Raw genomic sequence first — 11,628 nt, 5'->3', positions numbered from 1 at the left:
CGAGGACAGCATCATCCGCCTCGTCGGCGCCGTCCTCCTTGAGCAGAACGACGAATACCAGCTCCAGCACCGCTACATGCAAATCGAGGGCATGGCCGCACTTGCCACACCAACAATCGAGGAGGTTCAGCCGCTACAGATTACACCCAAGGCCGCCTGACAATGCAGCCCGCTGGCCACACCCGAATTTACACCACGTTGACGGACGCGACCAACACGGCCGCTGCCTAAGGCATCGGGGAGCGTTGAATTCAGCGCTTGGCGCTTAGCTCATGCGGTCAAGAAGGCCGATTGCTTGCGATGGCCGACCACCCCGATTCGATGGCTGGGGGCTACCGGGTTTCTGCTCGAAAATGGCCACTTGTTTGATTGGACGGCGAACGAGTGGTGCCTGCTAGACGGCATGTCGAGTTTCTACGCCGACTTCTCAGGGTCGGGCTTTGCGGGGCGGATCGCACAAGGCATGGCTCTGCTGTTCCTGGAGGACAAAGGCTACGCCTACGTCGGTCGCTTTGAAACCGAGTGGACGCAACGCGCCGCCACGCAGAACCGACAATGGCCGGCGGACAAGTCCAAGGCGCCTGATTTTATCGCCGAAAATAGCCAAAGAGAATGGGTCCTCGCTGAGTCGAAGGGCGGATTTTCCTCCCCGGGCAAGATGCCACCCATCAAAGGCGCTTTGAAAGATGGACTGAGCCAACTCGACGGTTGGGACAAGTATATCAATCCCCAGCCAATCAAGAGTTTTGCGATCGGCACCTTCCTGCGGGAGGCCAACGATACCTCTGGCGAGACATCGCTCATCGCCTTCGTCGACCCCGAGCCGGAGACCCCAGAAAGTCCGGTCGAGTTTCCCCCGGACGTGGTTCGCCGGGCAAACTATGCCTCATGGCTGTCGGCTATGGGCTTGGACGAAGCGGCTGCTCGGCTTCGTGCGGGCGACGGAGAGCCGCAGCGGTACGAGCTTCCTGTTATCTCCGTTGCCGGGCGTCGGTACGCCGTCAGCATAGCCTCAGTGATGCCAAGGCACCCCGAACTATCCAGCCGTGAATTCTGGCGTGATTTTAGGGACTGGCCCTTCTGGCCTCTCCCCTGGTTACGGGATGGCGTCGACATCGAGCTAGTCGGTCTCGATCTCAAAGTCCTCAACGCACTGAGCTCGGCGACACAATCTGCCGCCGCTTCAGAGTTGATGGCACTTGAGCCTTCCGAGTGGCGAGACACGCCTGCTGACCTGGATGGTGGGGCGTTTTACGGCAGTGTTTTTTCGGATGGTTCCTTACTGGGCGAGCTGAGATTGCAGCGTCCCAGCCAGCCATTTCCGGATTTTGAATGGATCGAGGTGGAACTGTGACAAAATACAAGAAAAAGCTCATCGAAGTCGCGATTCCTCTTGAGAAGATCAATGAGGCCTCAGCGCGCGAAAAATCGATCCGGCACGGGCATCCGTCCACGCTGCATTTATGGTGGGCGCGGCGGCCGTTGGCGGCGTGCCGCGCCGTGCTGTTCGCCCAGCTTGTCGATGATCCGTCGAGCGACCTCGAAAAATTCCCCACGCATGAAGCGCAGGAGGCCGAGCGCAAGCGCCTGTTTGGCATCATTGAGGAATTGGTGAAGTGGGAGAACTCGACCAACGAGGAGGTGCTGGAACGTGCCCGCGCCGAAATCCGCAAGAGCTGTGGCGGCGATCTGCCGCCGGTCTATGACCCGTTCTCGGGCGGTGGATCGATTCCACTGGAGGCGCAGCGTCTCGGTTTTCCGGCCTATGGGTCTGATCTGAATCCGGTCGCGGTGATGATCGGCAAGGCGATGATCGAGATCCCGCCGAAGTTCAAGAACGAGGAACCGATTCATCCAGGCCCAAAGGACCGGCAGTTTTACCGCAACGCCGAGGGCATTGCGGAGGACGTCAAATACTATGGCGAGTGGGTGCGTGAGAAGGCGTGGGAGCGCATCGGGCATCTTTATCCACAAGTGGATCTACCGAAGGAGTACGGCGGTGGCAAAGGGACGGTGATCGCTTGGATTTGGGCAAGAACAGTACCCAGCCCCGACCCTGCCTTTTCCAGCGTGCAGGTTCCTATCGCATCGAGTTTCCTGCTCAGCACTAAGGCCGGGAAGGAAACGTGGGTAGAGCCGATTGTCGACAAGCAAGCCAAGGCCATCTCTTATCGGATCAGGCAAGGTGGCACGAAAGCCGAACTCGCTGCGGCCAAAGAAGGGACGAAGGCCGGTCGCGGTGCAAATTTCCGTTGCCTTATGTCGGATACGGCGATCACACCTGACTATGTGAAAAGCAATGGCCGCGCCGGCAACATGGGTCAAACCCTGATTGCGATCGTGGCGGAAGGCAATCGTGGCCGGGCGTATGTCGCACCTGCGGAGGCGCACGAGCATCTCGCTTTTTCGGCAAAACCCGACTGGAAACCAGGAACCAGTTTGCCGAATGATCCACGGAATTTCTGGACCGTGGACTACGGTTTGGCGACCTTCGGTGATTTGTTTACCGACCGACAGTTGGTAGCGCTGAACACCTTCAGCGAGTTAGTCCAAGAGGCGCGAACACAGATTCAGACTGACGCATTGGTTGCCGGGCTCGCTTCTGATCCGACCCCACTGCGCGATGGCGGCAAAGGTGCCAAAGCCTACGCCGAAGCTGTCAGCGTGTATTTGTCGTTTGCGATTGACCGGCTTGCGGATGCTGGCAGTTCGATCGCCACATGGTCGTCATCGGAGTTCATCCGTTTCACGTTTGCTCGGCAGGCGATCCCGATGACTTGGGATTTCGCTGAATGCAATGTCTTCAGCGATAGTACTGGAAACTATCTCGGAGCCGTCGATTGGGTCTGGAAGGCTCTCTCTGGGCTGAGTCCAAACGCGGCCGGCACTGAGATCCAGCACGATGCGCAGAATGTACGTTTGCCGAATGGAGCAGTCGTTTCGACTGATCCGCCATACTACGACAATATAGGATACGCGGATCTATCAGATTATTTTTATGTATGGCTCAGGCGTAATATCAAGGATGTTTATCCTGATCTTGGAAGCACTATTTCCGTTCCTAAAGAAGAGGAGCTGGTCGCGACGCCTTATCGGCACGGCGGGAAAGCGAATGCTGAGGAGCATTTTTTGACGGGTATGACGGCGGCTATATCTAGCCTCGCCCGCCAATCATCTTCATCATTTCCCGCGACAATCTACTATGCCTTTAAGCAAAGCGAGGTCGAGCAAGACGGCCTGAGTTCAACCGGCTGGGCAACCTTCTTACAAGCTGTGATTGAAGCAGGTTACGCGATTGTTGGAACGTGGCCTGTTCGAACGGAGCGTTCAGCCCGGACAATTGCGACTGGAACCAACGCTCTCGCAAATTCGGTCGTCTTGGTGTGCCGGAAAAAGGAGATCACAGCCGAGGTCGTTACCCGTGCCGAATTTATCCGTGCCCTGAAACGTGAATTGCCGCCGGCGATCTCAGAGCTTCAGGCTGCTACCATTGCACCAGCAGATATGCCGCAATCTGCGATTGGACCCGGCATGGGGGTATTCTCGCGTTATAAGGCTGTACTGGAGTCGGACGACAATCCGATGAGTGTGAAGACCGCACTACAGCTGATCAACAAGGAACTGGACGAATACCTGGGCGGTATCCAGGGGGAGTTCGACCCAGACACGCGCTTCGCTATCACCTGGTTCGAGCAGAATGGGCTGAAGACCGGCGAGTACGGGACGGCCAACAGCATCGCCACGGCGCGCGGCATCTCGGTCGAAAGCGTCAAGCATGCCGGGATCGTGGACAGCGCGGCCGGCAAGGTCCGCATCCTCGCCCGTGATGAACTCGACGAGGATTGGGACCCGGAGGAGGACCGACACCTGACGGTGTGGGAGTGCCTCCAGCATCTGGTCAGGCGGCACGAGAAGGACGGCATCTCCCACGACACCGCTGTCCTGTTGAAGAAAATCAACACCCAGGCCGAGGCGGTGAAGGATCTCGCCTACTGCCTTTACGACATCAGCGCCAACAAGCGGAAGGATGCGAAGGAGGCCACGGCCTACAACGCCCTGATCGCCGATTGGACCGAGCTGACAAAGGCTGCGGCAGCCATCCACGACACAAGCGGCGATCGTCAGATCCGGCTGGACATTTAAGGGGGGAACGGACCGTGGCAAAAAGTACGCGCCAATATGTGTTTGAAGGGATGGAACTGCTGCCGGCGGCGCTGATTCCCTTCGTCGAAAAGCGGCTCGAAACCTCGCTCAAGGGGCACTGGCAGGTCCAGGTTCTTGAGAAGCTGCCGGGCCTGCGCCCAAACAGCAATGGCGAGGTCGGTTGGGATCAGGCCGCGCTCTTCAATGCGATGGATCGTTTCTGGAGCGAGGCGTTCAAGGCGGTTCTCGGCCGCGCCGAACGCTCGTTGGTCAACGAACTGGGCGACGTCCGCAACAAACTCTCGCACAACGAGACCTTCACCTACGACGATGCCGAGCGCGCGCTCGATTCTATGCGTCGTCTAATGGAGGCGATCAGCGCCGGCGAGACGGCCGAGCTCCTTGGCAAGATGCGCGATACCATCCTCCGCACGAAATTCACTGAACTTCAGCGCAATGAGGAGCGGCGGAAAACCCAGCGCCTCGAGATCTCGGTAGAAACGGTGGCGGGGCTTTTGCCGTGGCGCGAGGTGGTCGAGCCGCACCAGGATGTCGCTACCGGCGAGTTCCAGCAGGCTGAGTTCGCGGCCGACCTCGCCAAAGTCCACTCGGGCAGCGCGCCGCCGGAGTACCGCGATCCGCGCCAGTTCTTCAGCCGTACGTATCTTACCGAAGGTTTGAGCGCACTTCTGGTCGGGGCCGCGAAGCGGCTGTCAGGCACCGGCGGCGATCCGGTCGTCGAGCTTCAAACCAACTTTGGCGGCGGCAAGACGCACTCGATGCTGGCCCTCTATCACATGGCGGGACCGACGCCGGTCCAGGACCTGTCCGGCCTGGACCAGTTGCTCGAGAAGCAGGGGCTCAGCGTGCCGAAGGCCATCAACCGGGCCGTGCTCGTCGGCACGTCACGGGGGCCGCAGGACTTGCTCCTTGCGGAGGGCGACCGCAAGATTCGCACGACCTGGGGTGAACTTGCTTGGCAGCTCGGCGGCGCTGACGCTTACGCGATGGTGGCGGAAAACGACGCCAGCGGCATCGCGCCGGGCTCACACCTCCTAGAGGCGCTCTTCAAGAAATACGCGCCGTGCCTGATCCTGATCGATGAATGGGTCGCTTACCTGCGGCAGATCTACAAGGTCGAGGGGCTGCCTTCGGGATCGTTCGACGCGAACCTGTCCTTCGTCCAGTCGCTGACCGAGGCGGTCAAGGCCAGCCCTGGCACACTACTCGTCGCGTCCTTGCCGGCCTCGCAGATCGAGGTCGGCGGCGAAGGCGGTCAAGAGGCGCTTGCGCGTCTCAAGCAGACCTTCAGCCGCGTGGAATCCTCGTGGAGACCGGCTAGTCAGGAAGAGAGTTATGAGATCGTCCGGCGGCGGCTGTTCAAGGACATCCCGGGAGACAAATTCCACCACCGCGACAACACGCTGAAGCAGTTCGCCAAGCTCTACCGCGAGAACGCCAACGATTTCCCGCAAGGCTGCGCGGATGAGGATTACCGGCGCAAGCTGGAAAAGGCTTATCCGATCCATCCCGAACTGTTCGACCAGCTCTACACAAGTTGGGGATCCCTCGAAAAATTTCAGCGCACGCGCGGCGTGCTGCGCCTGATGGCGCAGGCCATTCACGAGCTTTGGATGAATGCCGATCCGTCGGTGATGATTATGCCCGGCAGCGTGGCGGTGAGTTCGCCGCGTGTGGAGCCGGAATTGCTCCACTATCTCGACGTGAGCTGGCAGTCGATCATCGCCGGCGATGTCGATGGCACTGCGTCGACTCCCTACAAAGTCGATCAGTCGGCGCCGAACCTGAACCGGTACTCGGCGACCCGCCGCGTTGCCCGCGCGATTTTCATGGGAACGGCGCCCACTGCCCAGCAACAGAACACCGGCCTCGACGATAAGCAGATCAATCTCGGCGTCGTGCAGCCGGGCGAGCGCCCTGCGATCTTCGGCGATGCGCTGCGCCGGCTGACCAACCAGGCTAAGTTCATGCACGCCGATCTTGGTCGGTACTGGTATTCGATGTCGGCGAGCCTCAATCGCATCGCCGCGGACAAGGCTGCGCAGATCGAGGCGGCGCTTGTCGACGTGACGATCGACGCCGAACTCGGAAAATATGTGAACGGCCTCGCCGACCGCGGGCATTTCGATGCCGTGCAGGTGGCACCCGCGTCATCAGCTGAAGTTCCCGACGAGGCGGGCGGCGTGCGCGCCGTCGTGCTGGGCGTCAAATATCCCCACAACGGGCGCGATGGCTCGGATGCACTGGTCGAAGCGAAGGACATCCTCACTCAGCGGGGCAGTACGCCGCGCGTCTATCGCAACATGCTGGTGTTCATCGCAGCGGAAGCCCGGCAACTCGACCATCTGCGGGATGCCGTTCGCGCGTCCCTGGCTTGGGGCGAAATCGTCCGCGACAAGGAGCGCCTTGAACTCCGGCCGAGCGACCAGAAGCTCGCCGAGGCGAAGCAAGCCGAAGCGAGAGAAACGATGAAGACCCGCCTCAAAGAGGCGTGGTGCTATCTGCACTATCCGGCCCAGGAGAGTGCCCAGGCCGATTGGGAGTGGGTGTCGGGCAAGATTCCGGCGCAGGACGGGCTGCTGGCTCGGGCTAGCAAGAAGCTGGTGGCTGAAGAGGGCTTGCTGATGGAGTTGGGGCCGTCGCGCCTCGACCGCGATCTCCAGAAATACATCTGGAACGACAAGCCGAGACTGTCGCTCAAGGATCTGCGGGAATATCTGAACCGCTACATCTATTTGCCGCGCCTGAAAGGGCAGGATGTGCTGGTCAAGGCGGTGCATGCGGCGATCAGCGGCATCCTGCCCGGTCCTTTCGCCTATGCCGAGCGGTGGGACGAGAAGACGGACACCTATGCGGGGCTTGCTATCGAGCGGGCGGGCAATACGCCAGTGGTCATCGACAGCGACAGTGTCATCATTAAACCGGATGTCGCCGACGCACACCGTCCGGCGCCAGTACAAACCGATGCTGGCGGCACGCTAGGGGGCGCTGGCGGTACTCTGCCGACGCCGGGCGAACCTGTCATCGGTGGCGGACCTACCACGTCGCCGACAGAAAAGAAGCCGACGCGATTTATTGGCGCGGTGATGATCTCACCTGAGCGGCCAGCGCGGGACATCCATCAGATTGTCGAGGCGATCGTCGAGCAGCTCACAACGCTTCCGAATAGCGCCGTGAAACTTCGTTTGGAAATCGACGCTGATGTTCCATCAGGCCTAGATCGAGCAAAAGTGAGAACGTTGATTGAGAACGCGAACACCCTCGGGTTCATCGAGAAGTCAGTCGAATGAAAGTAGAGTTACCTAATTCCTCAAACTGCAGACGGCGATTGGCCCGAATCGGAGAAGAGGCGGAGTTGCTGCGTTGCCCTTTGAAATTCGGCACATTCGTTATGTGATTGCCGCTGCCGATCACGGTAGCTTTCGCCGAGCAGCTGCCGCACTGGGCATACAGGAATCAGCTATCAGCCGCCGAATTCGTGATCTGGAAGATCGGCTTGGCGCCCCCTTGTTCACGCGATCGGCAGGTGGCGTGCAACTCACCCAAGCAGGCAGGCAATTCGTTCAACGCGGTCGAAAGGCACTGTCGCAAATCGGGATGGCGCGAGCGGAAGTGTCTGCGATCGGCCGCGGGGAAGATGGCGAAGTTCGAATCGGCATCTTTTCGTCGCTGGCCTCTGGCTTTCTGGCTGACCTCTTCCAAGCCTTCGGGCAGCGCTACAAAGCGGTGAAGTTGAGCTTTGCCGATGGTAATCCCGCTGAACACGTCGCCGCCGTGCGGCAGCGTCAACTCGACGTTGCGTTCTTGACTGGGCTCACGAGCTGGCCGGATTGCCAGAGCCAGCACCTTTGGACGGAACGCATCTTCGCGGTGTTGCCTTTGCATCACCCTCATGCCGACGACATGGAAGTCACCTTCGGCGATCTGGCTGGCGAGCCCTTCATAGTCAGCGAGAGCGCGCCCGGCGAAGAAATCCACGACTATCTCGTCCAGCGTCTCGCCGACCTCGGACACCATCCCGAGATCCAGCAGCAGGCGGTAGGACGAGATAATCTGATGCAGCTTGTGGCGCTCGGACGCGGACTCACCGTGACCAGCGAGGCCACGACGGGCACGCAGTTTCCCGGCGTGGTGTTTCGCCCGATCGTCGGCGAGATATTGCCATTTCGCGCCGTCTGGGCGTCGCGCAATGATAATCCGGCATTCCTGCGACTGCTCGATCTCGCGCGTTCAATGGCGCGAGTGGATCAGTCTTTCGGGATCAACGGTTCCGCGAAGTCGGCAGCATTGCACGCCGGGCCTTCACAAACTCCCGATCCGTCGCGATGAAGCGCTGCAGCATTGGCACGATCAGACGAACAGGATCGCCAACAGCCTGCCCGGCGTCGCTGGCGAGGATGTCTGCATAGGCAACAAGTTCGCGGTGCAGACCGGCCGGCAGTTCCAGCGTGACTTTGACCGGCTTGTCGTCGGTTATGGGGCCGAGTTTCAGCTTCGCCATGTCAGCCTCCGTAGGGTTCGAGTACAAGATCGCGCGTGACGATCACGCGGACGGGGAAGCCCGGCCGGATGGTGAGCGTTGGTGCGATATTGAGCTGGCGCTGGACGATCTGCTGGCCGGTCTGGCTGATGCTGTTCGATGCGCCGTTACGCAGGGCCCGCACAATGTCGCTTTCGCCGCTCGACGAACCAGATTCTGCGCCGACGCTGAGCAGCGTGGACAAGGCCGCGGCCTTGAACAGTTCGCCCCAATGGTAATCGACGCCATCCTCCAGCCCGGCATAGCCCTCGGCGTCGGCGCCGGGTTGGCGTTCCAGTACGATCGAGTGGCCATTCGGGAAGATTAGCCGGCTCCAGACGAGCAGGATGCGGCGCTGTCCGAACCCGACGCCGCTATCATACTGGCCGATGACGCGGGTGCCCTGCGGCACGAGTAGGATCTTACCCGTCGGGCTGTCATAGACATTCTCCGTCACCTGCGCCGTGATCTGGCCTGGCAGATCGGAGTGGATGCCGGTGATGAGCGCGGCGGCGATCACCGCGCCAGCCTGAAGCACATTCTTCGACGCGGGCGCTACAACGCGATCCGGGGAGACGGTGCGCTTGTCGGGCGTCTGGTTGAGGAAGGCGAGTTGCCGATCCTGCGCCGAGGGTGTGGCTGGCTGCGGCGCGAGGCCGAGACTGGCGAGATCGGGTTGCGGTACGGTCGCGGTAGTCGGCGTTGTGGCGGTGTTCCCCGGCCTCGTTTCGGTGTTGGCGAACAGCCTTGCGGTCCGCGCCGATTCCAGTTCCTGCGCCCGGCGTTGTTCCTCCGGTGTTGGTCCGACAGGCCCCAAAGGGGTGGCAATCCCCGGCGTCGGTACGGGCTGACCGGCATTCTGTGCGTTGAGGATCGGACGGCCGAGATCGCCGGGCAGCGGCGGGCCGAGTTTGGGGACGCCGCTATAGTCCTTGGGTAGTCCGGCGAGGCCATCCGGCGTGGTGCGGTTATCGGTTGAGATCAGTTCCTGGCCTTGTTCGCCGCCATGACGGGTCTGGAGCGCATAGATCAGCGCGCCGCCGACGCCGACGCTGGCGGCAAGACCGAGACCTGCGAGCACCTTGCGCGACAGGCGGGTGATGCGCGGCGGCTCGGGCCGCAGCCGCATCGGCGCGACCGGCTCGCCGGTCAGCGGGCGTGCATTATCTTCAGTGGGCTCGACAGGACGCCCAACCTCTGGCTCGCGCCCTTCTTTCTTGTCGGGATCATCCTGTTTCACGACGCTGGCCTCCCATCGGTGCGGGAGATGCGGACGCGCTTCTGGTTCTTGTCGGCTCCGAAGCGAAGCTCGGCGGCGGCGAACAGCCGATCGACGATCATGTAGTTGCCGCGCACGCGGTAGTTCACGAGTTCGGATGTCGCGCCCTCCGGCCCGACGACGAACAGCGGCGGCATCTCGCCCTGGCCGATGCCGCGCGGAAACTCGATGAACACCTGCCGGCCGTCGTCGAATGCGCGGAGCGGCCGCCACGGCGCGCGGTCGCCCAACACCTCGTAGCGGAAATTTACACGGGAGAGATCGATGCCGTTCGCGATCGGTTGCTGGGCCTCGGCTTGGCTGTTCTGGCGACGCAGCGCGATGAGCTGGTCCTGCGGATATTGCCAAGACACTGACGCCATATAGGTCGAAGGCGTCGAGCGCAGTTCCATATGGTAGGTGCGACGATCAGTGTTGATAACCAGGTTGGTCATCAGCTCGGCGCGCGTGGGCTTCACCAGGATATGCACGACCTTCGCCGCGCCTGTGCCGCTCTCGGTATCGCCGATTATCCAGCGCACCGTGTCGCCAGCGGCGACCGGGCCGGAGCCGACGAGCTGTTCTCCGGGCTGGAGCGAAATGTCGGTGATCTGCCCCGGCGAGGCATAGACCTGATAGAGCGCGCCATCGACGAAGGGATAGACCTGCATCGAATTGATGAAGCCGTTACGCACCGGCTGCATCCGCGCGGCGGCATTGGCCTGGTTGACGCGCACGGTCGGATCGGCGGCTTCTGGCTCGGGCTTGCCGTCCTTGCTGACCGGTTTCAACTGGCCGGGAAGCGGCAGCGGCCTGGGCAGCTCGACGACCTGCACGGGCTTGGGCGGATCGGCGGCGATGACGGCCGGAGCCGCATCGTCATAGGAAATCTCCGGCGGTGGGGTGTGCCCCGCACAGCCCGTGAGGGCGCAAGCGGAAAGCAGGAAAGCCGCGAGTGAGGCATTGCGGAAAGCCGGCCTCCCAGCTTTGCGGAAGGTCGGTGTCATTGTCCAAGCTCCTTCGACCAGTTGATGGCGTTGATGTAGATTCCCAGCGGGTTCTTCCGCAGCGTGTCGGCATCGCGGGGCGGCTGTACGGCGACGGTGAGGATCGCGGACCAGCGTTCGGAGCTGGCGAGCGAACCGTCCTGATAGCGGCGCTCGATCCAGGCGACGCGGAAGCTCGATGGCGAGGCGCGGATCACACTCGACACCTCGACCGCGACCTGCTGCCTGCCGACCTTGGCGAACGGATCGTTCGAGCGCGCATAGTCGTTGAGCGCCAGCGCGCCGGCCTGCGTGGTGAAGTCATAGGCGCGCAGCCAGTTCTGCCGCACGATGATGGCGTCGGCCGGAATGCCCCGGACCTGCTCGATGAACCGCGCGAGGTAGAAGGCGATCTGCGCGTCGTTCGGCTGATAGTCGGCGGTCGCGGGCGCAATCGCCTGCGCCTGTCCAAGCCGATCGACCTGCACCACCCATGGCACGATCGAACCGTTCATCGACTGCCAGAACACTCCGGCCGAGAGAGCGGCGGAGAGCGCCAGCGAGCCGAAGGCCATCAGCCGCCAGTTCTTCGCCTGTACACGGGCCGAGCCGATGCGGTCGTCCCAGACCTGGGCGGCGCGCTGATAGGGCGTCTCGGGTTCGGGGGATTTGCCGTAGTGGGTGGAAGGTCGCTTGAACAT

Annotated in this window: 8 protein-coding genes and 1 pseudogene; 5 read left to right on the top strand and 4 right to left on the bottom strand. The window is 61.6% G+C overall.

The window, feature by feature from the left end; all coding sequences use genetic code 11:
* From ABB55_RS30120 to ABB55_RS29400, 5 genes and pseudogenes are all read left to right on the top strand, one after another.
* A pseudogene (locus ABB55_RS30120) lies at positions 1-160 on the top strand (IS256 family transposase); the annotation flags it as partial.
* 303 nt (positions 161-463) lie between these two features.
* The gene (locus ABB55_RS28510; protein WP_152982307.1) at positions 464-1,354 is read left to right on the top strand and encodes a hypothetical protein; all 891 of its coding nucleotides are present in this window, start codon (positions 464-466) and stop codon (positions 1,352-1,354) included.
* Positions 1,351-4,143 (top strand): DUF1156 domain-containing protein, encoded by a 2,793-nt coding sequence (locus ABB55_RS28505; RefSeq protein WP_221220811.1) that lies wholly within the window; start codon positions 1,351-1,353, stop codon positions 4,141-4,143. The genes ABB55_RS28510 and ABB55_RS28505 overlap by 4 nt, the downstream gene beginning before the upstream one ends.
* A 14-nt stretch (positions 4,144-4,157) precedes the next feature.
* Positions 4,158-7,454, top strand: coding sequence for a DUF499 domain-containing protein (locus ABB55_RS28500; RefSeq protein ID WP_054362466.1), 3,297 nt, complete (start codon positions 4,158-4,160; stop codon positions 7,452-7,454).
* Between the two features lie 73 nt (positions 7,455-7,527).
* On the top strand, positions 7,528-8,493 hold the full coding sequence (locus tag ABB55_RS29400) for a LysR family transcriptional regulator (RefSeq protein WP_082730586.1): 966 nt from the start codon (positions 7,528-7,530) through the stop codon (positions 8,491-8,493).
* On the opposite strand, the gene ABB55_RS28490 is transcribed toward ABB55_RS29400, so the two are convergent.
* From ABB55_RS28490 to trbF, 4 genes are all read right to left on the bottom strand, one after another.
* A complete protein-coding gene (locus ABB55_RS28490; protein ID WP_054362464.1) occupies positions 8,426-8,665 on the bottom strand; it encodes a DUF2274 domain-containing protein in 240 nt (79 codons plus the stop codon). The two genes, ABB55_RS29400 and ABB55_RS28490, sit on opposite strands and share 68 nt — an antisense overlap.
* Before the next feature lies 1 nt (position 8,666).
* The gene (locus tag ABB55_RS28485; RefSeq protein ID WP_082730592.1) at positions 8,667-9,812 is read right to left on the bottom strand and encodes a TraB/TrbI/VirB10 family type IV secretion system protein; all 1,146 of its coding nucleotides are present in this window, start codon (positions 9,810-9,812) and stop codon (positions 8,667-8,669) included.
* 107 nt (positions 9,813-9,919) lie between these two features.
* Positions 9,920-10,948: a P-type conjugative transfer protein TrbG gene (trbG, locus tag ABB55_RS28480; protein ID WP_054362462.1), complete on the bottom strand. Its 1,029-nt coding sequence runs from the start codon at positions 10,946-10,948 to the stop codon at positions 9,920-9,922.
* Positions 10,945-11,628: a conjugal transfer protein TrbF gene (trbF, locus tag ABB55_RS28475; RefSeq protein ID WP_054362461.1), complete on the bottom strand. Its 684-nt coding sequence runs from the start codon at positions 11,626-11,628 to the stop codon at positions 10,945-10,947. Before trbF ends, trbG begins: the two co-directional genes overlap by 4 nt.

This window comes from Prosthecodimorpha hirschii, from assembly GCF_001305515.1.
Classification (GTDB): domain Bacteria; phylum Pseudomonadota; class Alphaproteobacteria; order Rhizobiales; family Ancalomicrobiaceae; genus Prosthecodimorpha; species Prosthecodimorpha hirschii.
This window is presented reverse-complemented; position numbering and strand designations above follow the sequence as displayed.